The organism is Luteitalea pratensis (assembly GCF_001618865.1).
Lineage (GTDB): Bacteria > Acidobacteriota > Vicinamibacteria > Vicinamibacterales > Vicinamibacteraceae > Luteitalea > Luteitalea pratensis.
In genome coordinates, this window is record NZ_CP015136.1 from 5,693,449 (window position 1) to 5,717,696 (window position 24,248).

Annotated in this window: 19 protein-coding genes; 16 read left to right on the forward strand and 3 right to left on the reverse strand. The window is 67.7% G+C overall.

Annotated features, from left to right (window positions below; all coding sequences use genetic code 11):
• Positions 1-40: 40 nt before the first annotated feature.
• The 3 genes from LuPra_RS23860 to LuPra_RS23870 form a co-directional block, all read right to left on the reverse strand.
• Positions 41-544 (reverse strand): TolB-like translocation protein, encoded by a 504-nt coding sequence (locus tag LuPra_RS23860; protein ID WP_110173082.1) that lies wholly within the window; start codon positions 542-544, stop codon positions 41-43.
• 74 nt (positions 545-618) lie between these two features.
• Entirely contained in the window at positions 619-984 is a 366-nt protein-coding gene (locus LuPra_RS23865) for a DUF4870 domain-containing protein (RefSeq protein ID WP_157899604.1), read from the reverse strand.
• 437 nt (positions 985-1,421) lie between these two features.
• A complete protein-coding gene (locus LuPra_RS23870; RefSeq protein ID WP_110173084.1) occupies positions 1,422-3,980 on the reverse strand; it encodes a VWA domain-containing protein in 2,559 nt (852 codons plus the stop codon).
• Positions 3,981-4,122: 142 nt separating this feature from the next.
• Here LuPra_RS23870 and LuPra_RS23875 point away from each other — a divergent pair, with 142 nt between their 5' ends.
• The 16 genes from LuPra_RS23875 to pnp all read left to right on the forward strand — a co-directional run bounded on the left by LuPra_RS23875 (position 4,123) and on the right by pnp (position 24,129).
• Positions 4,123-5,307: a M24 family metallopeptidase gene (locus LuPra_RS23875; RefSeq protein ID WP_157899605.1), complete on the forward strand. Its 1,185-nt coding sequence runs from the start codon at positions 4,123-4,125 to the stop codon at positions 5,305-5,307.
• A gap of 12 nt (positions 5,308-5,319) precedes the next feature.
• Entirely contained in the window at positions 5,320-6,885 is a 1,566-nt protein-coding gene (locus tag LuPra_RS23880) for a trypsin-like peptidase domain-containing protein (protein ID WP_110173086.1), read from the forward strand.
• Complete coding sequence (gene cyaB, locus LuPra_RS23885) at positions 6,885-7,427, forward strand: class IV adenylate cyclase (protein ID WP_110173087.1); 543 nt, start codon at positions 6,885-6,887, stop codon at positions 7,425-7,427. The genes LuPra_RS23880 and cyaB overlap by 1 nt, the downstream gene beginning before the upstream one ends.
• Complete coding sequence (locus tag LuPra_RS23890) at positions 7,424-8,389, forward strand: nucleotidyltransferase family protein (RefSeq protein ID WP_110173088.1); 966 nt, start codon at positions 7,424-7,426, stop codon at positions 8,387-8,389. Before cyaB ends, LuPra_RS23890 begins: the two co-directional genes overlap by 4 nt.
• Positions 8,390-8,634: 245 nt before the next feature.
• Positions 8,635-9,651, forward strand: a complete 1,017-nt coding sequence (locus LuPra_RS23895) for an aminoglycoside phosphotransferase family protein (RefSeq protein WP_157899606.1) — start codon at positions 8,635-8,637, stop codon at positions 9,649-9,651.
• Between the two features lie 34 nt (positions 9,652-9,685).
• The gene (locus LuPra_RS23900) at positions 9,686-10,549 is read left to right on the forward strand and encodes a sugar phosphate isomerase/epimerase family protein (RefSeq protein WP_110173090.1); all 864 of its coding nucleotides are present in this window, start codon (positions 9,686-9,688) and stop codon (positions 10,547-10,549) included.
• A gap of 163 nt (positions 10,550-10,712) precedes the next feature.
• Complete coding sequence (asnS, locus tag LuPra_RS23905; RefSeq protein ID WP_201792165.1) at positions 10,713-12,011, forward strand: asparagine--tRNA ligase; 1,299 nt, start codon at positions 10,713-10,715, stop codon at positions 12,009-12,011.
• A gap of 308 nt (positions 12,012-12,319) precedes the next feature.
• Positions 12,320-13,822: a 30S ribosomal protein S12 methylthiotransferase RimO gene (gene rimO / locus LuPra_RS23910; RefSeq protein ID WP_110173092.1), complete on the forward strand. Its 1,503-nt coding sequence runs from the start codon at positions 12,320-12,322 to the stop codon at positions 13,820-13,822.
• 255 nt (positions 13,823-14,077) lie between these two features.
• A complete protein-coding gene (locus LuPra_RS23915; RefSeq protein ID WP_162472816.1) occupies positions 14,078-14,587 on the forward strand; it encodes a ribosome maturation factor RimP in 510 nt (169 codons plus the stop codon).
• 6 nt (positions 14,588-14,593) lie between these two features.
• Positions 14,594-15,910, forward strand: a complete 1,317-nt coding sequence (nusA, locus tag LuPra_RS23920) for a transcription termination factor NusA (protein ID WP_110173094.1) — start codon at positions 14,594-14,596, stop codon at positions 15,908-15,910.
• Between the two features lie 23 nt (positions 15,911-15,933).
• A complete protein-coding gene (infB, locus tag LuPra_RS23925) occupies positions 15,934-18,921 on the forward strand; it encodes a translation initiation factor IF-2 (protein ID WP_110173095.1) in 2,988 nt (995 codons plus the stop codon).
• Positions 18,922-19,125: 204 nt separating this feature from the next.
• A complete protein-coding gene (gene rbfA, locus LuPra_RS23930) occupies positions 19,126-19,533 on the forward strand; it encodes a 30S ribosome-binding factor RbfA (RefSeq protein WP_110173096.1) in 408 nt (135 codons plus the stop codon).
• Positions 19,517-20,497 carry a DHH family phosphoesterase gene (locus tag LuPra_RS23935; RefSeq protein WP_110173097.1) on the forward strand — a complete coding sequence of 327 codons (981 nt, stop codon included), beginning with the start codon at positions 19,517-19,519 and terminating at the stop codon, positions 20,495-20,497. Before rbfA ends, LuPra_RS23935 begins: the two co-directional genes overlap by 17 nt.
• Positions 20,494-21,420 (forward strand): tRNA pseudouridine(55) synthase TruB, encoded by a 927-nt coding sequence (truB, locus tag LuPra_RS23940; protein ID WP_110173098.1) that lies wholly within the window; start codon positions 20,494-20,496, stop codon positions 21,418-21,420. The genes LuPra_RS23935 and truB overlap by 4 nt, the downstream gene beginning before the upstream one ends.
• Positions 21,421-21,585: 165 nt before the next feature.
• Positions 21,586-21,849, forward strand: a complete 264-nt coding sequence (rpsO, locus tag LuPra_RS23945) for a 30S ribosomal protein S15 (RefSeq protein ID WP_418001419.1) — start codon at positions 21,586-21,588, stop codon at positions 21,847-21,849.
• Between the two features lie 183 nt (positions 21,850-22,032).
• The gene (gene pnp / locus LuPra_RS23950; protein ID WP_110173100.1) at positions 22,033-24,129 is read left to right on the forward strand and encodes a polyribonucleotide nucleotidyltransferase; all 2,097 of its coding nucleotides are present in this window, start codon (positions 22,033-22,035) and stop codon (positions 24,127-24,129) included.
• The last annotated feature ends 119 nt before the right edge of the window (positions 24,130-24,248 follow it).

Genomic DNA, 24,248 nt, shown 5'->3' on the forward strand with positions numbered 1-24,248 from the left:
ATCATACGTCGGCGCTGGACGGTGAGAAGGTGAGGCGCGCCTACCAGCGCAAGGGCGGCAGGCCGAGGAGATCGATGATCGCGACGGCCTCTCGCGTGCGTCCGGTGTGGAACTGCACATAGCCGTCACCGCTCAGGGAAGGCTGCTGGAAACCGCCGACGTGTGGGCCAGGGATGGTGCCGATCTCTCTTTCCGTGAAGTCGACAATGTCGAGGGCGATGACGTCGGCGCCGCGCATCACGAATGCGCTGCAAGCGTTGGTGTGATCGGGCAGCAGGCCACGCAGGTTGTCACTCGGATCGGCGGTCAACTGTACGAGCCCGCCGGTCTCGACCTGTGCGCGGTAGAACTGACGTTGCCCCGTCCGAGTCGACGAGACCAGCACGTAGCGGTTGTCGGCCGTGAAGTTCGAGACGTGGAAGTAGAGGTTGTCGCTCGTTCCGACGGTAGCGAGTTCGGTGACCCGGACGCCCGTCACCGGATCGAGGTACGACTCACGCTCGACGCCCCAGTCCTTGCCGGCATGTCCGCCATCGGGCGCCACACCCAGCGGCCGCGACGATCGACAGGGCGACGAGGACGAGGCGACGCATGCCCTCCAGCAGTCCTGGAAACGCGTTACGAGGGAACGGCCAGGCGTTCGACGCGCGCGCCGATCAGCGGCCAGCGCGGCGTGCCACCGAGCGCGACCTGCACCATGGACCAGAGCCAGAGCAGCACGCCGATGAGCACGACGCCCTGGGCGGCCCAGAGGCCGGCGCGGAAGACCGTGAGCGATGAAAGGATCCCGAGCGCCGCGACCCCGAGACATGCGCAGCCCAGCACGGTCAGGGCCCCGAAGCCCAGCACCGACTGCGCCGCATGCCAACGTGTGTCGCGATCCTGGCCTTCGAGCCAGAGCACCAGCAACCCGGTCACCCACCCCGCAGAGTAGGCGAGGATCGCAGCCCGTTTCCGGCTCAGGCCAAGCGAAGTCTCGGCCACGGGCGGGCTGGCAGGGGGCGGCGGGGACCTGACGACGGACGTCGGCATGCGCGACCAGCGTAAACCAGGTGCCGGGCTCGGCGCCGTTGACCGGGCTCCGGGCCCCGGAGCGCCCTTTGGTGACCGCGGGAGAAGCGCTCCATGGCGTGAACGCCACCGGGCGGCGGGAATCCGTGAAGGTGTAGCCGTGGGACTTCGCCTTCGCCGAGGCTACGGCGGACAAGTCGTCCCGCTGGGAGCGCGCCGGACAAGTCCGGCGCCTACGAGATTCGTTGGAGTCCGGCGGCTACACGTGTCAGGGGCCGGGCACCGTTTGCCGGGCATCGGGCACCGTTCAGCGTCCGGCGATGCGTGTCGGCAGCCGTTCACCGAGCACCGAACACCGTTGGCGTCCAGGCTCGGCGTTCGGCGTTCGGCGTTCAACGTTCGGCGTTCCCCTAGCTGCCTGCCTTCTCGAACGTCACCGGTCCGTCGTGCCGCGGCAGGCCGGCGACGGCAAACGGCGTGGTGACCGTGGCGTTGACCGAGGACCCGGTGGCGGGCGGCACTTCACGCCACTGGATGACGAGCGTGTCACCCTCCTTGCGCGCGCCGGTGATCTCGACCGTGTAGCCCGTGGTTGGCCGGTTGCCGACGAATACGCCGACGACCATCATCTGGTCGAAGGCCACCTGCGGCGCGGCCTGCTTGGTCGGCAGCGAGGCCCAAAGTTTGTTCCAGTCCTCGGGATTGCGCACGACCGACTCGCGCGCGGTCGATCCGTTGCTCAGCGGACCGTGCGCAATCGGCACGATGCGGGTCGCCGAGGCGGTGGTGCCGACCGCCGGCGGACCGTAGACGGCAAACGTCAGTTCGCGCGAGACCGGCTGTTTGTCCAGCCGCGGCTTGGCCTCGACCCTGAGGACGTAGAGCCCCGGCGCGAATTCCTTCAGCGGCACCTCGAACTGGGCCCCGAAGCCGCCGCCCTTGAGGCCGCCGAACTCGGAGGACTTGCGCTCCTCGGTCGTGGTGAACACCTTGGTGCCATCGACCCGCGTGACGGTCGTAATGATGTCGGTGCTGTGGGCGGGCTGCAGCGAGTCGTACACGTCCACGTAGCCGAAGATCGACTCGACGGTCGCGAAACCGCGCGTTGTCGTCGGCGGCGCCGGCAACAGTTTCTTGAATTCTTCGACCATGCGCGGCGTCGGCGTCAGCTGGGCGGCCGACGACGAGAGCAGGATGCCGCTCATGCTGAGCGGATCGGAGGAGAAGTCCGGCACGATGAGATCGGTGAAGACCGATCCCAGCGAGCCGTTGTTGGCCTCGCGCGCCGCCACCCGCAACTGGTAGCGCCCGGGCGGCAGGTCCAGCGTCGCGACCGACCGGATGCCGGTCTGCGTCATCAGGTCGCGCGTCTGCTTGCGCAGCTTCAGGTCCAGGTTGGCGCGATCGCCATCGGGCACCTTGCCGACGATGTCCATCGCCATCATCGAGATTTCGAGCTGGTTCGTGTAGGTATCGCCCGCCTCCTTGAGCCCGAGACGCTGGCCTTCCACCTGCACCGTCACCGCAACCGAGGAGGTCTTGTTGGTGCCCTTGAACGGGGCCGCGTGCACCGACACGTTCAAACCGGGTGTCGGCAGCGCCGAGTTCAGCGCCTCGCGGACTTCGAGAGACGTGCCGGCCGCTGATTCGGTCAGCTTCTTCTCGTCCCTGTCCTTGGGCGCCTGGTACGCCTTGCGCGCGAAGACGTTGACGTCCTTGCGGTTGACCTTCACCTGGATGCGGCGGACGCTGCCGTTGCGGCGCTCGTCGGTCGGGTAGTACCCGAGCAGGTAGTACGAGCTGCTGTCGCGGACGATGCGGTCGTAGATCTTCGTGAAGTCGTTGCTGTTGACCGAATACGCGCCGCCCGTTTCCTCGGCGAGCGACATCAGGCTCATCTGCGCCAGGCGCTGCTCATCGCGGATGTTCCAGGGATTCAGTCCGAGCGTCACGTCCTGCGGCGGCGCTTCCATGTCCATCTCGTCGTCGCTGATGCCGACCAGGCCGCGTGGGTCGATGGTGTAAAACGCGACGTTGCTGCGCGTGGCCGCGCCGATCGCGTCGCGCATCGCGTAGAGGACGTCGCTGGCGTAACGCGAGCCGGTCATCGTGCCCATCACGTCGGTGATGTCGTAATCGATACCTTCGCTGAAGAACAGCACCGCCTTGCGGCTGCCGTTGACCGAGTTGAGCAGGCGCGACAGGTTGCGCAGGGTGTCCATCGCCGAACGCGCGTTGAAGGCCCGCTCCGGATCGAGCATGTCCTTGGCCCTTTCCTGCGCGTCAGTGGACCCCGCCGCATTCAGTTGCTCGACGCGGGTACGGTAGTCCTGCAGCCGCTCGACGGTGGCCGATCGGACCTTCATGCCCATCAGCCTGTCGACCGCCGCGAGCATCAGGTCCTTGTTGGTCGTGAACTCCTGCGACGCGTTGCTGCGGCCGCTGGCGTGGATCACCGCGACCTGGTCGTTGGTGGCGACATGCTTCTCGATGAATTCCCGGGCGGCGATCTTGACCCGTGCCGTGCGCAGCGACCCGATGTGGTAGTCGTCGAGCACGATCACGTAGACGCGTCCGTCACGTGCGCCCTCGTTGTTGGCCACGTCGAACTTCAGCGGCCGTCCCTCGATCAGCGTCCGCTGCGGTTGCTCGAACGGAATCTTGACCGGCGTGAACACGGCGACGGTCTGCGGCTTGCCGTTCTCCAGGATCTCGAAGTCGGATTTCTTCAGGTCGGTTACAAGGTTGCCATCGTCGTCGGTGACAATGGCCGAGACCTCGACGTAGTCGATCTGGGCGCGGAACGTCGGACGCTGGACGCCGTCGGGACCGACGGCCGCGGGCTGGGTGGGCTGGACAGGCTGGGCAGGTGGGGCCGGCGCGGGCGCCTGGGCGCTGCCTTGCTGGGCCACGAGGGCAACACCGGCCAGCAGCGCGAACAACGCCGTGGAGGACACGAATCTACGCATAGCAGTACCGCGGACAAACGCGTGGGGGCCCGGAATGGGGGACACAGCGTCTCCGAAAGCGCGCTGGCATCAGCGCGGGCCAACTCGGGATTATAAGACGCCTGCCGCCCCTGGACGGCCGAGCCCGCCGTATACTTTCCTGATGCCTCTCGACATCGCCGCCGTCCAGGCGAGTCTCGCGGCGGCCAGCCTGGACGGCTGGCTGCTCTACGACTTCCACGGGTCCAACCCGATTGCGCAATCGCTGGCAGGCCTGACGCACGCGGCGAAGATGACCACCCGGCGCTGGTACTACTACATCCCCGCCGCCGGCGAACCACGAGGGCTCGTTCACGCCATCGAGCGCCACAACCTGGACGGATTGCCCGGAACAATGCAGCCGTACGCGGGCCGGGCGTCGCTCGACGAGGGGCTCGACGCGATGCTCGCCGGTGCCTCCCGAATCGCGATGGAGTACTCGCCCGGCTGCGATATTCCCTACCTATCGCGAGTGGATGCCGGGACGTTCGAGTCGGTCCGCCAGCGCGGTGTCACCGTCGTCTCGTCCGGCGACCTGGTGCAGCAGTTCGAGGCCGTCTGGACGCCGGTCCAGATCGCCACCCACGAGGCCGCCTCCGCCGCCCTGTACCGGATCAAGGATCGGGCGTTCGAGGTGTTGCGGACGGTTGCCACGGGGGGCGAGACCATCACCGAGTACGCGCTCCAGCAGCAGATGGTCGACTGGTTCGCCAACGAAGGGCTCATCAGCTCCGACCCGCCGGTCGTGGCCGTGATGGCCAATGCCGGCAATCCGCATTACCTGCCGACCGCTTCGTCACATCAGCCCATCGGCCGCGACCAGCTCGTGCTCCTTGATCTGTGGGCCAAGCAAGCCGCTTTGGGTGCCGTGTACGCCGACATCACGTGGGTGGCCTACACGGGAGCGACCGTGCCGCCCGAGATGGCGCGCGCCTTCGACTCCATCGCTCGCGCGCGCGACACGGCAGTGAGTGCCGTCCAGGCCGCTCTCGACGCCGGCCGGTACGCGCGCGGATTCGAGGTCGATCGCGCCGCCCGCGAGGTGCTGGTGCACGATGGGTATGCGGACGTGATCTTGCATCGCACAGGCCATAGCCTGGGTGAGAGCGTCCATGGAAATGGCGCCCACCTCGACGATTACGAGACGCGCGATGAACGGCAGCTGCTGCCGGGTTCGGGATTCACGATCGAACCGGGCCTGTATTTTCCGACGTTCGGGGTCCGAACGGAGATCAACGTCGTCATTCTGGGAACCGAGGCTCGTGTGAGCGGTCCGCGACAGGCCGCCATCACGACGCTGGCACACTGACGGAGTCCACGCATGTCCACTCGCAAGACCACCCTCTTCTACGCCGTCCTGTTGGCGATCGCATCCGTGGCCATCGGCATGGTCCTGGCGTCGAGGCTCGACCTGTCGCCCACCTCGTCGGCGCAGCCGCTGACTGTCGCGCCGCCAGCCAACAGCGCGCCGATCTCCGGCGCGATCGACGCCACGACGTTCCGGACGATCGCCCGCGAAATGTCCCCGGCCGTGGTCAACATCCGGACCGAGTCCACGCCACGTACCGAAGAACTCACCGAGTTCTTCGGCGGCGAGGACTTCCTGCGGCGGTTCTTCCCGGACCAGGGGCAGCAGGGTCAGGGCCAGGGACAGGGGCAGGGTCAGGGCGCCCGTCCGAACCGCCGGCAGCGCCAGGCGCCGCAGTCACAGGGCGCCGGCACCGGCTTCATCATCGATGCCGCCGAGGGGCTGATCCTCACCAACAACCACGTCGTCGAAAACGCCAACAAGATCGAAGTCGCCTTCTTCGGTGACGAGAGCGACATCGAGTTCGAGGCCAAGATCATCGGTCGCGACCCGCTCACCGACAGCGCCCTGATCCAGCTGCTGAGGAAGCCCGGCACGCCGCTCCAGCAGGTCAAGTTCGGCGACTCGGATCAGATGCAGCCGGGCGACTTCGTGGTGGCGATCGGCAACCCGTTCAACTTCAACCACACCGTGACCGTCGGCGTCATCAGCGCCCTCGGCCGGCCGTTCCCGGTCGCGCCGCAGCGCAGCGTCAACATGCTCCAGACCGACGCGGCCATCAACCCGGGCAACTCCGGCGGCCCGTTGCTCAACGTGCGTGGCGAGGTGGTGGGCATCAACACGGCCATCCTGAGCGACCGCGCCCAGGCATCGAACATGGGCATCGGGTTCGCCGTGCCGATCAACCTGGTGCGTGAACTGGTGCCGCAGCTGCGCACCGGCAAGGTCACGCGCGGCATGATCGGCGTCACCATCGCCCCTGTCGGTGCCGAGGCATTCGAAGATCTCGGCCTGACCAGCCGGTCGGGCGCCTTCGTGTCCGCCGTCACCGCGGGCGGGCCCGCGGCCACGGCCGGCATCAAGGCCCTCGACGTGATCGTCGAGTTCAACGGCAAGGCCGTGAAGAACCGCGACCAGCTCGTGGACATGGTGACGCGGACGAAGCCCGGCTCGACGGTCCCCGTCAAGGTGATGCGTGAGGGCAAGAGCACCGGGGTGAACGTCACCATCGGCGAACTCGACCTGGACGCGGAGTCCGGTCCGGCCGAAGAGGAAAGCGCCGTCGAGGAGACGGCGGGCTTTGGCATCGGCCTCGAGGACATCACCCCTGACGTCGCGCGTCGGCTGGAACTGCCACGCAGCACCACGGGCGCGATCGTGAGCGAGGTGGATCCGGGCAGCCCGGCGGCCGAGGGTGGGTTGCGCCGCTTCGACGTGATCACGCAGGTCAACGGGCAGCCGGTCCAGAGCGCCGCCGATGCCAGCAAGAAGCTGCAGGCCATCGGCAGCGGTCGCCTCGCCCGCATCCTCGTGATGCGCGGTGGCCAGGAACTCGGCTTCGCCATTCGCAAGGACTAGTGATCGAGCGGGAGATCAAGCTCGAGTACCCATCCGTGGAGGCCGCGCGTGCCGCAGTCGGCGCGCTCGGCCTCCCGGCACTCCGTCGGCGTCGCCTCCAGGACGACGCGCTCTACGACACCCCGGACGGCAGCCTGCGCGCGCGCAGTTGCGCGCTGCGCCTGCGCCGCGACGGCCAGCAGGCGATCATGACCTTCAAGGGCAAGCCCCTGCCCGACGTCATGAAGGTGCGGCCGGAAATCGAGACTGCCACCGCTGACGCCACGAGGACAGGGGCGATCCTCGAGGCGCTCGGTTATCGCGTCGCCTTCCGCTACCAGAAATATCGGGAAGAGTTCGGTGACGCGTCCTGCGTGGTCGCGATCGACGAGACACCGGTGGGCGTCTTCGTCGAACTCGAAGGCGAGGCGGACCGCATCACGGCGCTGGCCGAGGCCCTCGGCTTCACGCCCGGCCAGTACCTGACGATGTCGTACGCCGGCCTGCACGGGGAGCGCGGCGCCGCCCTCGGCCTCGGCCCCCACATGCTTTTCCGCCCATGACCGCCTGGCCGCCTCCGGCACTGGTGCTCACGGCCGGCCTCGGCACGCGGCTCAGGCCGTTGAGCGACTACCGCGCCAAACCGGCGATGCCGGTCGGCCGCGATGCGCTCGCCTGCCATATCCTGCGCCGGCTGGCAGACGCCGGCATCCGCGAGGCGGTGCTCAACCTTCACCACCTTCCACACACCATCACCCGGGAGGTCGGTGATGGATCGCAGTGTGGCCTGCGCGTGCGCTACTCATGGGAACAGCCCCGCGTCCTCGGGTCGGCCGGAGGGCCGCGCCACGCGATGCCGCTCGTCGACGCCGACACGCTCCTGATCGTGAATGGCGACACCTTGTGCGACCTGCCGATCCGTGCGCTCTGGGATGCGCACGTGGCCAGCGGTGCACTCGTCACGCTCGGCCTGATGCCGCACCCGCAGCCTGGCCGCTACGGCGGTGTCGTCATCGACGCGCCCGATGCCGCCCCTGATACCCGGTATCGGGGACCCGATTCCCGACTCCCGACTCCCGACTCCCGACTCCTGTCGGCCGGCGCGGTCACCGCCTTCGTGCCGCGAACAAGTGCGGTGCCGAGCGTGCACTTCCCCGGCATCCAGATCGTGCACCGCTCGGTGCTCGCCGCCCTGCCGGACGGCGTGCTGTCCGAGAGCGTCCTCGAGGTGTACCCGCTGTTGATGAAGACAGAGCCAGGTGCCGTGCGCGGGGCGGTCTTCGACGCGCATTTCGACGACGTGGGGACCGTCGAGGACTACCGCCGTACGTGCCGCGCACTGGCCGGCGACGCCGATGGCAACGTCATCGATCCCCTCGCCACGGTCGCCGCCGATGCCCGCCTGCGCGGCTGCATCGTCTGGCCGGGCGCTCGTGTCCCTTCGGGCGCCGTCCTGGACGACGTCGTCGTCACGGGCCACGCGCCCCTCGCTGCCGGCACACGCCTCGAGAACGTCGTCGCCTGACGTCGACGCTACTCGACGACCTCGAACCTTGAACCGTGCGGCTTTGGCCTTCGGCCTTTGACCTCTGACCTTTGACCTTTTTCCTTCGGCGTTCAGCGTTGTGCGTTCGGCGTCCGTCGCTGGCGTCACCCGTCAGGCGTTAGGCATCAGGCATGAGGCATCAGGTGCGACCTGCTACCATGCTCGGCGCGTTCGTCGCGGCGAGCGTCGGTGCAGGTTGGCGAGGACGGCTCACGGAGCCGAGAATGACAGGACGAGCAGTGGCTGATTCGTTCCAGGAGCGTGTCGAGGAGTATCTCGGGAGGAGTGGGCAGCGCGCCCGCGGCGTGCGCGTCGTGCCGCTCACCGGCGACGCCTCGGATCGGCGCTATTTCCGCCTGATCTCGCCCGAAGGGCAGACGATGGTACTTGCTGCCTACCCGGCGGCATTCGACGACAGCCTGCCGTTCCTGAACGTGACGCGGTTGCTCGATCAGATGCCCGTGCCCGTCCCGGACATCCTCGACGAAGCGCCGGATCTCGGGTTGCTGCTGCTCGAGGATCTCGGAGACGTCACGCTGCAGGCCCATCTCGGGCTCGCCAGTTCCGAGGAACACGGCAAGCTCTATCGAGAAGCGGTGCGCCTCATCGCGGCGCTGCAGCATCGCGGCGCGCAACTCGCCTCGGACATCTACCTCCCGTACGGCATCGCCTTCGACGAGGCGAAGCTCGGATGGGAGATGGAGTTCTTCCTCAAGCACTACCTGCTCGGGTATCGCGGCGTCGAACTCGACGAGGCGACGCTGGCGGCGATTCGCATCGAACTGCGGCTCATGGTGGAGCGGCTCGCCGCCGAGCCCCGCGTCCTGTGCCATCGCGATTACCACAGCCGCAACCTGATGCTGCACAAGCAGCGCCTGTACCTGATCGACTACCAGGATGCGCGCCTCGGCCCCGACACGTACGACCTCGCGTCGCTGTTACGCGACTCCTACGTCGATCTGTCGGATTCGACGGTGAACTGGCTGCTGGCCTACTTCCTCGCGCTGAGCGGTCGGCCCGAGGCGGAGGCCGAGTTCCGCGAGCGTTTCGACCTCATGTCGCTGCAGCGCAACCTGAAGGCACTCGGCACGTTCGGCTACCAGACGACGGCGAAGCAGAATCCGGTGTACATCCAGTACATGCCGCGCACGTTGCGTTACGTTCGCAACAACCTGGCGCGCTACCGGGCCTTCGGTCGCCTGCACGACCTGCTGGCCGCCCACGTCGACGAGCTGCGCTAGGCAAGATCGCGCTTTTCCTCGTACCATTCGCCCCGTGGACTTCGGCCTCTCCACGCACCTGTTCCACGCGGAATCGCTCGGGCCTGCGCATCTCGAGGCCATGGCGGCACACGGCTTCACGGCCGTCGAGGTCTTCGCCACCCGGTCGCATCTCGACTACCACAACCTGCAGGCGGGCCGCGACCTGGCGTCGTGGTGTGCAGCCGCCGGCATCCGGTTGCACAGCATCCACGCGCCGATCACCGAGTTCCTGCACGGGACCACGTGGGGGCCGCCGTTCTCCACCGCGTCGGCGCAGGCCGCGCATCGCGCTCGCACCATCGACGAGTGCACGAAGGCGCTCGAACTGGCGACGGTGGCGCCATTCCGCTACCTGGTGCTGCACCTCGGCGTTCCCGACGAATACGCGCCGCCGTCCGGAGACAACCAGCGGGATGCGGTGCTGAAGACGCTCGACGCCCTCGTGCCGGTGGCCGAACGCGTTGGCGTGCGGCTCGCGGTGGAGGTGATTCCCAATGCCCTCTCGACCGCCCGCGAATTGGTTCGTCTCATCGAGGACGAAGACCTGCCGGGGCTCGGCATCTGCCTGGATGTCGGTCATGCGCGGCTGCAAGGCGACGTCGTCGAGGCCCTCGAGACCGTGGCCGGCTATCTCGTCACGACACACCTGCACGACAACGGCGGCCGGAAGGACGACCATCTCCTGCCGTTCGATGGCGTCATCGACTGGCCCGAACTGCTGATCGCCTTCCAGAAGGTCGGCTACGACGGCACCCTCATGTTCGAGCTGGCTGCAGCCGCCGACGGGCCGTCGGCGACGTTGCATCGCGCCGGCGGCGTGCGACGGCGCATCGAATCGCTGCTCGGGCAAGACGCGTTCTCGTTCAGCGAAGAGTAGGCAGGGCCGGATACCGGGTTTCGGGTACCGGGTACCGGGGGGAACGAGCGCACCGCTCACCACGGCTGGGGTACCGGACACGGTAGCCCGTAGCCGGTAGGCTGCAGGCCACCTGCTGCTGGTTTGGTAAATCCAACTTCCTAATTCATAATTAAAGGTTCTGATGCCGCCCGTTGCCTACATCCAGGACATCGCCCAGTTCGACGGTCAGGACGTCACCCTCCGCGGCTGGCTGCACAACCGCCGCTCGAGCGGCAAGATCCATTTCCTGATCGTTCGCGACGGCACCGGCTTCATCCAGGTCGTGATGTCGAAGGCCGACATCGGCGAGCAACTGTTTGCCCGGGCCGACCATCTCACCCAGGAGACCGCCATCGTCGTCACCGGCCGCGTCCGGGCCGATGCGAGGGCCAAGGGTGGATTCGAGCTGACGGGGTCCGGGTTCACGGTCGTCTCCGAATCGGTGGACTACCCGATCACGCCGAAGGAACACGGCGTCGACTACCTGATGGACCGCCGGCACCTGTGGATCCGATCGCAGCGCCAGCAGGCGGTGCTGCGAGTGCGGCACGAGGTCATCGACGCGGTTCGCGATTTCTTCAACAATCGCGGCTTCATCCTCGCCGACACGCCCATCTTCACGCCCTCGGCCTGCGAGGGCACGACGACGCTGTTCCCCGTCCAGTACTTCGAGGACACGACTGCATACCTGACGCAGAGCGGGCAGTTGTACAACGAGGCCAACGCGATGGCCCTCGGCAAGACGTACTGCTTCGGGCCGACGTTCCGCGCCGAAAAGAGCAAGACCCGGCGGCATCTCACCGAGTTCTGGATGGTCGAGCCAGAGGTCGCCTACGCGACCCTGGACGACGCCATGGATCTCGCCGAGCACCTGGTGGAATCGGTCGTCGCGCGTGTGCTCGACAAGCGTCGGCCCGAACTGGCGCAGCTCGAACGGGACACGTCGAAGCTGGAGACGGTGAGGACGCCGTTCCCGCGGATCTCCTACACGGAGGCCATCGAGCGGCTGAAGGGCGCGGGCCTGCCGGTGGAATGGGGCGGTGATTTCGGCGGCACGGACGAGACCGTCCTGTCCGGGCAGTTCGACCGTCCCGTGCTCGTGCATCGCTACCCGGCCGCGGTCAAGGCGTTCTACATGAAGCCCGATCCGCAGCAACTGGATCTGGCGCTGTGCGTGGACATGCTCGCGCCCGAGGGCTATGGCGAGATCATCGGCGGCGGCCAGCGTCTTGACGACTACGACCTGCTGCTGCAGCGGATCAAGGATCACCAACTGCCGCAGGAAGCGTTCGAGTGGTACCTCGACCTGCGCCGCTACGGATCGGTGCCCCATGCGGGCTTCGGCATGGGCATCGAACGCGTCGTCGGGTGGATCTGCGGTCTCGAGCACGTGCGCGAGACCATCCCCTACCCGCGCCTGTTGTACAGGCTGTATCCGTAATCCGGGTACCGGGAAATCGAGCACCGGGTACCGGGGACCGGGGACCGGGGACCGGGGACCGGGGACCGGGGACCGGCTGCACGAATTGATTCGTAGGCGTCGAGCTTGCTCGACGCTGACCGTCGACCTGAAGGTCGACGGCTACAGACTTCGGCGGCGCGGTCGGGGTTCAGAGCCTGGCGCGGCAGCAGGGTGACGCCCTGCAACGGCGAGGGCTGACCATGGTGGGAGCCCTCCGGGCACGACTGTGGGCGTCGAGCTTCAGCTCGACGCACCATCCATCGTCAATCGTTAGGCGTTAGGCATTCATGAAGATTGGTCTGATATCCCTCGGCTGCCCCAAGAACCTCGTCGACTCCGAGGTCATGCTGGGGCTCGCCGAACGTGCCGGGCACGAGATCACGGGCGAAGCCACCGAGGCCGACGTGCTGGTGGTGAACACGTGCGCATTCATCGACTCGGCCAAACAGGAGTCGATCAACACCATCCTCGAGATGGCCCAGCACAAGATTGACGGCCGGGCACGCCGGCTGGTGGTCACCGGCTGCCTCGCCGAGCGCTACCGCGAGGAGTTGCGCACGCAGATTCCCGAGATCGACGCGATCCTCGGCACCGGCGAGGTCGATCGCATCGTCGGTGCCATTGATGGACAGCCCGCCGCACCTGCGACGTTGAGCCTGTTCAGGCGTGGCGCGGATGGAAGCGCGGAGACCCTCGGCCAGCGGCCCGCGGCCAGCGCCCCCCCGGAAGGCGTCTCGAGTCCCGTTGCGAAGGCCGAAGGCCCGGGGCCGAAGGCCGATCGCACCTCGGCGAGACATCGTGACGCCGAGGTACTCCCCACCTACCTGTACGACGCGACCACGCCGCGCCGGCTCACCACGCCCGGCCACTATGCGTACGTGAAGATCGCGGAAGGCTGCGATTACAACTGCGCGTTCTGCATCATCCCGAAGCTGCGTGGCGCATACCGCAGCCGCGAGGAAGCGTCGGTCGTGGCCGAGGCACGCGCGCTGGCCGCGCGCGGGGTCAAGGAACTGCTGCTCGTCTCCCAGGACACGACCTTTTACGGCATCGATCGAGACCGCCAGGATCGCGGCGCGCTCGGCCGGCTGCTGCGGGCGTTGAACGCCATCGACGGCCTCGAGTGGATCCGGCTGCTGTACCTCTATCCCACCACCATCACCGCCGAGACGATCGACGCGATGGCGGCCTGCGACAAGGTCGTGCGCTACGTGGACCTGCCGCTGCAGCACGCCTCGGCGGCGATGCTCAAGCGCATGCGCCGGCCGGGCACGCGCCGCAGTTACGAGACGCTGCTTGCGAACCTCCGGCATGCGCTCCCGGGCGTCACGTTGCGCACCACGTTCGTGGTCGGCTTCCCGGGCGAGACCGAGGCCGACGTCGACGACCTCGTGGACTTCGTCAAGACCGTCGAGTTCGACCACGTCGGCGTCTTCACGTACTCGCACGAGGAGGGCACGGCGGCCGCCGCGTTGGTCGACGATGTGCCGGCCGCGGTGAAGCGCAGGCGGCAGCGGCGCGTCATGCAGATCCAGCAGCGGATCGTGGCGCGGCGACAGAAGGCGCGCGTGGGGCAGCAGGTGCGGGTGGTCGTGGACGGCCCGTCCAAGGAGCACGAGCTGGTGCTGCAGGGTCGGCTGCCGGGCCAGGCGCCCGACGTGGATCCGGTCGTGTTCTTCACCGACTGCGACCCGACCGAGTACCCGGCCGGCACATTCGTCGACGCCGAAATCGTGGACGCGTCGGGCTACGACCTCATCGTCCGACCAGTAGAAGCACCGACCTTGTAATGCTGGAAGGCTGGAATGCGGAAATGTCGAGATCGTCGGCTTTCGGCAGGCAGCTTCCAGCACTTGGGTTTCGACATTCCGGCATTTCAGCATTTCGGCATTTCGAGGCGGCGCCTTTGGCCCGGTCGGGCGTACTGGCGGGCCTACCAAGCGGCCACGCGATCGTGGTACAGTCCACGATTGGAGTTCAGGCTACCCTTCCGGAGTGGGCCGCTTTGCCCACTCTTTGTGTTTCAGGGTTGCCGTCTCGTCGACGTGACAACCGAAACGCGCCTGGAGCGCGTCCGGACGGTGGCCGAACGGGTCGCTGGATCCTGCGGGCTCGACATCTTCGACATCCAGCTACGGCGGGAGTCGAGTGGCTGGGTGCTGCGTGTCGTCATCGATCGACCGCAGCAGCGTGATGCCGATGGTGCCGTGGTCGTGGAAACGCCGGAACAGTCCATCGGCATCGAGGACTGTCAGCGGGTGAGCACGGACCTGAGCACGATTTTCGACGTCGAGGACGTGCTCGACCACGCCTATACCCTCGAGGTGTCGTCACCGGGCCTCGACCGTCCGCTGCGCCACGCCGACGACTATCGGCGGTTCAGCGGTCGGCTCGTGAAGCTGGTGGTGCCGGCAGGTGTAGAGGGTCAGACGCATTTCGAAGGCCGGATTGCCGGCGTGGAGGATGAGGCCGTCATCCTGCAGGTGGGCCGTCGCAAGGAGCGACGGATTCCGCTTGTGGCGATCAGTCGGGCCCGCCTCGAGGTGGAGTTCTAGACGCAGATGAGTACCAATCCGCTCGTGCAATCGATTGAGTCGCTCGCCAAGGAGCGTGGCATCGATCCGGCCATCGTGATCACGGCCATCGAGGAAGCCGTGCTCACGGCGTCGCGCAAGTCCTACGGCAAGGACGGCGAGAACCTGAAGGCGCGCCTGAACTACGAGACGGGTGACGTCGAACTGCTCGCCGTGAAGAAGGTGGTCGAGACGGTCGAGAACCCGGCGACCGAGATCTCGCTCGGCGACGCCCAGGACATCTACCGCGTGTACGGCGAGGAATACGCGGCCGGGATCGAGCTCGAGGACGAGATCGAGTTCCCGAAGAGCAAGGAAAAGCTCGGACGCATCGCGGCGCAGACGGCCAAGCAGGTGATCTTCCAGAAGGTCCGCGAGGCCGAGCGGCGCAACGTGTTCGACGAGTTCTCGTCGCGGGTCGGCGAGGTGGTCACCGGCACCGTCAAGCGTTTCGAGCAGGGCGACATCATCGTCGAGCTCGGACGCATCGAGGCGAGCCTGCCGCGCAAGGAGCAGTCGCGCGCGGAGAACTACGCCATCGGCGACCGCGTGCGGACGGTGATCAAGAACGTCAACGAGAACCTGAAGGGACCACAGGTCATCCTGTCGCGGACCGACCCGGCGCTGCTCGTGAAGATGTTCGAGCAGGAAGTGCCGGAGATTTATGACGGCACGGTGATGATCCGCGGCGCCGTCCGCGAGGCCGGCGATCGCGCGAAGGTGGCGGTGTACAGCCGCGAGCGCGACGTCGACCCGGTCGGCGCGTGCGTCGGCATCAAGGGCACGCGCGTGCAGGCCATCATTCGCGAGCTGCGCGGCGAGAAGATCGACATCGTCGAGTTCTCAGAGGACCCGGTGGAGTTCGTGATGAACGCCATCAGCCCGGCCCGCGTCCAGCGCGTGACGATCGTGGACGACCAGGATCGGGTGATGGAAGTGGTGGTCGAGGACAAGCAGCTCTCGCTGGCGATCGGCAAGAAGGGGCAGAACGTTCGCCTCGCCGCCAAGCTGACGGGCTGGAAGATCGACATCAAGAGCGAAGAAGAGAAGCGCAAGGAAGTGGAGGCCCAGCTGGCGGGGTTCGATTGGAACGCCGTCGCCGAGGGTCAGGCCGAGGTGCCCCTCACGGGAGCCGCGGCTATGGACGCCCTGTTCGATCCCAACATGGGCGTCGAGACGGCCACCGAGCAGGTCGAGGCGGAAACCGCCTCGGCCGGTCCGGACGAGCCGGTCGGGGATGCGTCGCCGCACGGGCTCGATGAAGGCCCGGACGCTGATGGCGTCGGCGAGGCAAAGCAGGACTAGGCCCTAGGAACGAAGGGGACACGTTGTCGACTGTCCGGATCTATAAAGTCGCGGAACTGCTGAACGCACCCAGCCAGGAGGTCATGGATCTCCTGAAGGTGGAGGCGGGCATCGAGGTGCGTTCTGCCTCGAGCACCATCGAAGAGGTGGTGGCCAGGCAGTTCGTGGAGCGACACGCGCGCAAGCGCAATATCTCGCTCCCACCGGCCGCGCAGATGTTCAACGAAGGACCGCCGCAGCGGCCCGGCATGGCCAAGAAGCAGCCTGGCAAGGGCCCGGCCGTTCCCGAAGCGCCCAAGGTCGCCCCGCTGCCACCGCCGCGGTTGGTGAAGGCGCTGAAGGTGCCCGGAGCGCCCGCCGCGTCGGGGACGTACGCCGAGGCTCCGGCCTCGGTCGCACACCCGCCGGCGTTCGAGGCTCACCCGGCCGCCGTGGCAACGGCGGCTGCCGTCGACACCCACGAGCCCGACGCCCGGGAGACGAGCGCGCCCGTGGAGACGCCTCCGCCCGCGGCGTTCAACGGCCCGGCCCCGGTCCTCGAGGCCGCGCCGGCCGTCGAACGCGCCCCGGAGCCCGAAACAGCTGTCGCTGCCCCACCGCCGCCCGCGCCGATCGTCGACGCTCCGGTTGCGGCCGAGGCCACCGACGCCAGTGCCTCGGCGTTGGGCGAGGACGACATCGACCCGACCGGTGCACGTCAGGTGCCCTCCTCCCTGCGCCTGCGCGTCGAGGATCCGAATCGCCAGGTCAGCGCGCCGCCGATGCGGCCCGCGCGTCCGGCACCGCCCGTACCGCCACCGCCCGTTCGTCGTGCGCCCATGCCGCCGACCGCCGGTCCGGCTGGTCCACCCCGCCCGGCGACCGCCGGGCCCCGTCCGCTGCCTCCGGGCGCGGCGCTTCCTGGAGGCCCTCGACCTTTGCCGTCGCAGCCGATCCGCTCGCCGCTGCCGCAGGTCGCACGGCCCAGTTATCAGCCCACCTACGCCAACATCGGCCGCGCTCCTGGCGTCGTCGGTCCTGGCGGTCGCCCGCTCGGTGGCCCTCCGGGTGCCCCCGGCATGGTGCAGCCCGGGCAGCGTCCCGGTGCCGCACAGTTCCCGCGGCCGCCGCAGCCCGGCGGCGGTTACCGGCCCGGTGGAGCGCCGGGTGGCCATCGGCCTCGCCCCGGTGGGCGCAGTAGCGGCGGTCGTCGCACGCGCATCGAGGCACCGGTGGTGCAGGGTCCGGCGGCTCCGCCGCCGATCACCCGCATCATCACCCTCGCCGAGGGCATGACCGTGAAGGACCTGGCCGACAAGCTCGAGGCCAAGGTCAAGGACGTCATGCGCGTGATCCTCGAACAGGGCATGCGGATGACGATCAACAGCACCCTCGATGCCGACACGGCGACGATGCTCGCGCGCCAGTTCGGCGCCGAGGTCGAGGTGCGGTCCTTCGAGGAAGAGATCGTCGAGTTCGAGGAAGGCGTCAGCCGTCCGGAGGATCGCGAGACCCGCGCACCGGTGGTCACGGTGATGGGCCACGTCGACCACGGCAAGACGACGCTGCTCGACAGCCTTCGCACGACCCGCGTCGCGGAGCGCGAAGCGGGCGGCATCACCCAGCACATCGGCGCGTACGCCGTGGAACTCAACGATCGCAAGATCGTGTTCCTCGACACGCCCGGTCACGCGGCCTTCACCACGATGCGTGCGCGCGGCGCGAAGGTCACCGATGTGGTGGTCCTCGTGGTCGCGGCCGACGACGGCGTCATGCCGCAGACGCGTGAGGCGATCGACCACGCCAAGGCGGCCAAGGTGCCAATCATCGTGGCGATCAACAAGATCGACAAGCCGGACTCCAACCCCGAGCGGGTCATGCGTGAGCTGTCCGAAATCGGGTTGCTCGCCGAATCCTGGGGTGGCGACACGGTGATGGTGCCGGTCTCGGCCAAGGCCAAGCAGAACCTCGATCAGCTGCTCGAAATGATCCTGCTGGTCACCGAAATCGGCGACCTCAAGGCCAACGCGGCCCGCAACGCCTCGGGCACCGTGCTCGAAGGCAAGCTCGATCGCGGCCGTGGTCCGGTGGCGACGGTCCTCGTCCAGGACGGCACGCTGCACGTCGGCGACACCGTCCTGGTCGGCACCATCGTCGGCAAGGTGCGGGCGCTGCAGGACGACCGCGGACGCAGTGTCCGCGAGGTCGGCCCGTCGACGCCGGTCGAAGTGCTCGGCCTGGGTGGCGTGCCGACGCCTGGCGATACGTTCCAGGCGGTCGAGGATGTCGCCAAGGCCCGCCAGATCGCGATGTTCCGCGAGGAGCAGGCCAAGGCGAAGTCGCTCGGGGCGCGCGGCGGGCGGATGACGCTCGAGACGCTCCAGAAGCACATCGCCGAAGGCGGCGTGAAGGAACTGGCGCTGATCATCAAGGCCGACGTGCAGGGCTCGGCCGAGGTGCTGGCCGACTCGCTGCAGAAGCTGGGCGACGAGCGCGTCAAGGTGCGCGTCATCAGCTCGGGCGTCGGCGCCATCAACGAGTCCGACGTGCTGCTGGCGACGGCGTCAGAAGCGATCATCATCGGCTTCAACGTCCGGCCCGACCGCAACGCCGAGGCCTTGGCCAACCGCGAAAAGGTCGACATCCGCCTCCACTCCATCATCTACAACGTCACCGACGAGATGAAGGCGGCGATGGCAGGGATGCTGGAACCGGTGTTCAAGGACGCCCGCATCGGCATGGCGGAGGTCCGCGAGGTGTTCAAGACGCCGAAGGCCGGCACCGTGGCCGGCTGCCTGGTCACCGAGGGCGTCATTCGCCGCTCGGGCGATGCGCAGGCCCGCCTGCTCCGCGACGGCGTCGTGGTGCACACCGGCAAGCTCAGTTCGCTGCGCCGCTTCAAGGACGACGTCTCCGAGGTCAAGAACGGCCTCGAGTGCGGCATGACCTTCGAGCGCTACAACGACGTCAAGGTCGGCGACATCATCGAGGTGTTCGTCTCCGAAGAGGTCGCGGTCACCATTCCGGGGTAGCCGTCAGGTAGGGACGGCTCTCCGAGCCGTCCATCTCCGCGATCTCGCTCTCCGCACACGCATTGGCAGCAGCCATGGACGGCCGGGACGGCCGTCCCTACCTCACCCATGGCGCCATGCGGGATGTCGACGCCCGCTCCCGCCATTCTTGCCATTCCGGCATTCCGGCATTCCCGGCATCGCGGCATTTCGTAGAATGGTGCAATGCAGGGTTCCGGTTCTCGCGCCGATCGCATCGCTGACCACATCAAGGACCATGTCAGCCAGTTGCTGTCATTCGAAGTCAAGGATCCCGCGGTGGGGCTCCTGACGGTCACGCACGTCAAGCTGACGGGCGACATGGGCCTGGCCCACGTGTACTACACCCTCGTCGGCGACGAGGTGGAGCGGGCCAAGACGGCCCGGGCGCTCGATCGCGCGACGGCGTTTGTCCGGCGCCGCCTCGCCGAAGACATGAACATGCGGCGTGCGCCCGACGTCCGCTTCCATTACGACGAGAACGTCGAGCGGCAGGAACGCGTCGCGACGCTGCTGCAGGAGATCGCCACCGAGCGCGCGGAGCGCGAGAAGCGCGAGCAGGCCGAGACCACCCCCGATGACAACACTCAGTGAGACCTCGGCGGCCGTGCCGCGCGCGTTGATCGACGCGCTGCGCGCGGACGGCCCGGTCATCCTCTGCGGGCACGCGCGTCCGGACGGCGATTCGATCGGCTCGGTGATGTCAATGGCGGCCGCGCTCCGCCTCCGGGGCCGTCAGGTGCGCACCGTCAGCAGCGACCCTGCCCCGGCGGCGTTCCTCGCCTTCCCGCGCATGGACACGCTCGAGATCGTGCCCGAGGTCGACGCCTCGGGTACCACGGTGATCGTCATGGAGTCCGGCGCGCTGACGCGGACCGGAATTACCGGACTCGAACGCGCCACGACGATCGTCAACATCGACCATCACCTGGGCAACACCGGCTACGGCACGGTGAACTGGTTCGACGAGGGTGCGGCGGCGTGCGTGGAACTGGTGGCCGATGCGATCGACGCGATCGGCATCGCGTGGACCAGCGAGATCGCGACCTACCTGTACCTCGGTCTCAGTACCGATACCGGCAGCTTCCGGCACTCGCACATCACCGCCCGCAGCTTCGAACTCGCCCGCCGCTGTGTGCTCGCCGGCGCAGATCCGGTGCACGTCGGCCAGACGGCCTACGACAGCTTCAGCCTCGGACGCGTGCGCCTGATCGGCCAACTGCTGCACGACATGCAACTCGACGCCGGGGGGCGCCTCGCCGTGCTTACGCTGACCCCGGACGTCCATGCCCGCGCTGGCTCGTCCCCGGACGAGACCGAAGGCCTCATCAACCTCCCGTTCACGGCGCTGGACGTCCGCGCCGTGTGCATGCTGCGCAGCGACGAAGCGGGCGTGACCCGAGTCAGCCTGCGCTCGAAGGGCGCCATCGACGTGCGCGCCGTGGCGCAGCGCTTTGGCGGCGGCGGACACGTGAATGCCAGCGGCTTCACGTCGACCGACCCGATCGAGACGGTCCGCACCGCACTGCTGCCGTTGCTGCGCGACGCTCTCAGGTGATCCCCGCCCTCGACCGCATCCTCATCGTCGACAAGCCCGAAGGCATGACGTCGCACGACGTCGTGGCGACGGTGCGGCGACGATTGCCGCGCAAGACCCGCGTCGGACACACCGGCACACTCGACCCGTTCGCAACGGGCGTGTTGCCGGTCGTGATCGGCAAGGCGACACGCTTGTCGCAGTTCCTCACGGCGGGCCGCAAGCGATACCGCGCGACGGTCGCCTTCGGCGCGGCGACCGACTCCGGCGATCGCATGGGCGCGGTCATCGAGACGGCCTCCCCCGACGTGCTGCGGATGCTGGACGAACCCCGGCTCGCCCATGCGCTCGCCACCTTCGTGGGCATGCAGGCGCAGGTGCCGCCGGCGTATTCGGCCAAGAAGGTCGACGGGGAGCGGGCCTATGTGCTGGCCCGGCGCGGCGACGTGGTCGACCTGCCCCCCGTGGAGGTGACCGCGCACGCGCTTTCGCTCGTGGGCTGGGACGCCGGTTCGCACGTGGCCCTCCTCGACCTCGACGTGTCGGCCGGATACTACGTCCGCAGCCTCGCCCGGGACCTCGGGGCCAGGTTGGGTGTCCCGGCGCACCTCGCGGCCTTGCAACGAACCGGAAGCGGTTCCTGGTCGATCGCCGACGCCCACTCGCTGGCCGAGGTCGTCCAGGCGTCGCCGGAGGCGTTTCTCAAACTGTGCGAGCCCATGTCCGCCGCGCTGGGCACCTGGCCCGCCCTGACGCTCGATGATGGGCAGGTCCAGTGGGTGCTCGCGGGCCGCGCCGTTGCCCTGACCCCTGGCCAGACGGCAACACTCGTCGACGTCCCGGCGGAGCGGGTCAGGCTGCTCGACGAGGCGGGCGCCCTCGTGGCCCTGGCTCCCCCCTCCCCACCCGGTTCCAGCCTCCACGCCGACATCGTCCTGCGGTAAGGGCATCATCGTCCGCCGACTGGCGAAAGGGCCACTGAATCAGCTATCATTCGTAGTTCGCTGACGCCCGTTCGACCGGCGTCATCCGACCATCCATCAAGACGACGACGGATCCGGTGCCCGAGAGGGACCTTCTGGGCCGATCGTGGAGGCAGCACCGTGGCATTGACGAAGGACCGCAAGACCAACCTGATCGAGGATTTCCGCCAGCACGAGAGCGATACCGGCTCCCCGGAAGTGCAGGTCGCCATCCTCAGCGAACGCATCACCTATCTGACCGAGCACTTCAAGACGCATGCGAAGGACCACCACTCGCGTCGCGGCCTGTTGAAGCTCGTCGGACAGCGCCGACGCCTGCTGGACTACGTGAAGGCGAAGAACACGGAACGCTACGCGCAGCTCATCAAGCGGCTCGGCATCCGGAAGTAGCGGCACCACGAAAGGGACGGGAGCAGGCTCCCGTCCCTTTCGCATTTGACCGGCCGCTCACACCGCGCGCGGCCGTGGCAGGCCCGGCAGCCGTCCCGCCGCGCGGCCCCACTCGCGCAATCGTCACACCGCACACCGCCAGGGCAAACAGGTCCCCTGGCCACTGACATGACAGGGAACCCCATGCACACACGTAGTCTCGAGCTCGGCAACCGAGCTCTTTCGTTCGAAACCGGCAAGCTCGCGAAGCAGGCCGACGGTTCAGTCCTCGTCCGGATGGGCGACACGGTCGTGCTCGTCACGGCGTGCCACGCCGCGTCCCCGCGCGTCGGCATCGACTTCCTGCCGCTGACGGTGGACTACCGCGAGTTCACCTACGCGTCGGGTCGCATCCCCGGCGGCTTCTTCAAGCGCGAAGGCAAGCCGACCGAGAAGGAAGTGCTCACGAGCCGCCTGATCGATCGGCCGGTCCGTCCGCTCTTCCCGGCCGGCTGGGCGTTCGAGACGCAGATCATCGCGATGGTCGTCTCGGCCGACACCGACTACGACTCGGACGTGCTCGCCGTGACCGGTGCCGGTTGCGCCCTCGCGCTGTCAGAGATGCCGTTCCAGAAGACGATTGCCGGCGTCCGCGTCGGCTTCGTGGACGGCGCGTACGTCATCAACCCGACGTTCGCCCAGCGCAAGGCCAGCAGCCTTGACCTGATCATCGCCGGCAGCGCCGACGCCGTGATGATGGTCGAGGCCGGGGCGCAGGAAGTGACCGAGGAGCAGATGGTGGGCGCGCTCGATGCCGGGCACACCGCCATCAAGCAGATCGTCGCCACCATCGACGACCTCGCCAAGGCCGCCGGCAAGAAGAAGATCGTCATGCCGGCCAAGGAGGCGAACCACGACTTCTACCGAGAGGTCGAGGAGAAGGTGTACGTGCCGCTCTCCGAGGCGATGCGGATCAAGGAGAAGCTGGAGAGCTACGGCCGCGTCGACCAGGTCCTGGCCGACCTGGTCGCCTCGGTGCCCGAGGCCGAAGTCGAGCGCCGGCTCGAGGCCAAGAAGATTTTCAAGGGCCTGAAGGAGAAGGTGCTGCGCGACGAGATCCTGCAGCGCCGTCACCGGCTCGACGGCCGCAAGTTCGACGAGATTCGCGCGATCTGGTCGGAAGTGACGGTGTTGCCGCGCGTCCACGGTTCGGCGGTCTTCACCCGCGGCGAGACGCAGGCGCTGGTCACGGCGACACTGGGCACCGCCGACGATCAGCAGAAGATCGAGACCATGGACGGCGAGACGTACAAGCGGTTCATGCTCCACTACAACTTCCCGCCGTTCTCGGTCGGCGAGACGGGCTTCATGCGCGGCCCGGGCCGTCGTGAAGTCGGCCACGGCGCGCTCGCCGAGCGGGCGCTTACGCCGGTGATGCCGACCGAGGAGCAGTTCCCCTACACGGTCCGCGTCGTTTCGGACATCCTCGAGAGTAACGGCTCCTCGTCGATGGCCAGCGTGTGCGGCGGCGCGATGGCGATGATGGACGCGGGCGTGCCCTTGCGCGCGCCGGTGGCCGGCGTGGCGATGGGCCTGATCCTCGACGAAGGCACCGGCAAGTTCGCGGTCCTGACCGACATCGCTGGCGCCGAGGATCACTACGGCGACATGGACTTCAAGGTCGCCGGTACCGCCGCGGGCATCACCGCGCTGCAGATGGACATCAAGGTCTCCGGCATCACGATGGAGATCATGCGGCAGGCGCTCGCGCAGGCGCGCGACGGACGCCTCTTCATTCTCGGCAAGATGGCCGAGACGCTGACCGGACCGCGTGCGCAGACCTCGCAGTACGCGCCGCGCATCGTGTCGATCAAGATCCCGGTCGACAAGATCCGTGACGTCATCGGACCCGGCGGCAAGATGATTCGCAGCATCATCGAACGCACCGGCGTGAAGATCGACGTCGAGGACGATGGCCGGGTCAACGTGGCGAGCAACGACGAGGCCTCCGCGGCTCGAGCGCTGGCGATCATCCAGGAGCTCACCGCGACGCCGGAAATCGGCAAGACCTACATGGGCAAGGTCCAGCGCATCGCCGACTTCGGCGCGTTCGTCGAGATCATGCCCGGTGTGGACGGGTTGCTGCACGTCTCCGAGATCGCCCTGCACCGCGTCAAGGACGTGCGTGACGAACTCAAGGAAGGCGAACAACTCCTCGTCAAGGTCCTCAACGTGGATCCTTCGGGCAAGATTCGCCTGAGCCGCAAGGCCCTGCTCCAGGAAGAGCAGCCGAAGGCGTAAGCGGCTTCCGCCTCCGCCAAGGCTACGGCGGACAAGTCGCCGTCGGCCGTCGGCATTCGACCGTCGGCCCTGGCATCACGACGTGAATGACCGTGTCTAGCCGCCGGACTTGTCCGGCG

Coding starts and splice junctions, on each gene's coding strand:
- LuPra_RS23880 (WP_110173086.1), top strand. CDS start 5,320: ATGTCCACTCGCAAGACCACCCTCTTCTACGCCGTCCTGTTGGCGATC.
- LuPra_RS23935 (WP_110173097.1), top strand. CDS start 19,517: ATGACAACACTCAGTGAGACCTCGGCGGCCGTGCCGCGCGCGTTGATC.
- rimO (WP_110173092.1), top strand. CDS start 12,320: ATGAAGATTGGTCTGATATCCCTCGGCTGCCCCAAGAACCTCGTCGAC.
- asnS (WP_201792165.1), top strand. CDS start 10,713: ATGCCGCCCGTTGCCTACATCCAGGACATCGCCCAGTTCGACGGTCAG.
- LuPra_RS23890 (WP_110173088.1), top strand. CDS start 7,424: ATGACCGCCTGGCCGCCTCCGGCACTGGTGCTCACGGCCGGCCTCGGC.
- rbfA (WP_110173096.1), top strand. CDS start 19,126: ATGCAGGGTTCCGGTTCTCGCGCCGATCGCATCGCTGACCACATCAAG.
- nusA (WP_110173094.1), top strand. CDS start 14,594: ATGAGTACCAATCCGCTCGTGCAATCGATTGAGTCGCTCGCCAAGGAG.
- LuPra_RS23875 (WP_157899605.1), top strand. CDS start 4,123: ATGCCTCTCGACATCGCCGCCGTCCAGGCGAGTCTCGCGGCGGCCAGC.
- LuPra_RS23895 (WP_157899606.1), top strand. CDS start 8,635: ATGACAGGACGAGCAGTGGCTGATTCGTTCCAGGAGCGTGTCGAGGAG.
- LuPra_RS23870 (WP_110173084.1), bottom strand. CDS start 3,980: ATGCGTAGATTCGTGTCCTCCACGGCGTTGTTCGCGCTGCTGGCCGGT.
- pnp (WP_110173100.1), top strand. CDS start 22,033: ATGCACACACGTAGTCTCGAGCTCGGCAACCGAGCTCTTTCGTTCGAA.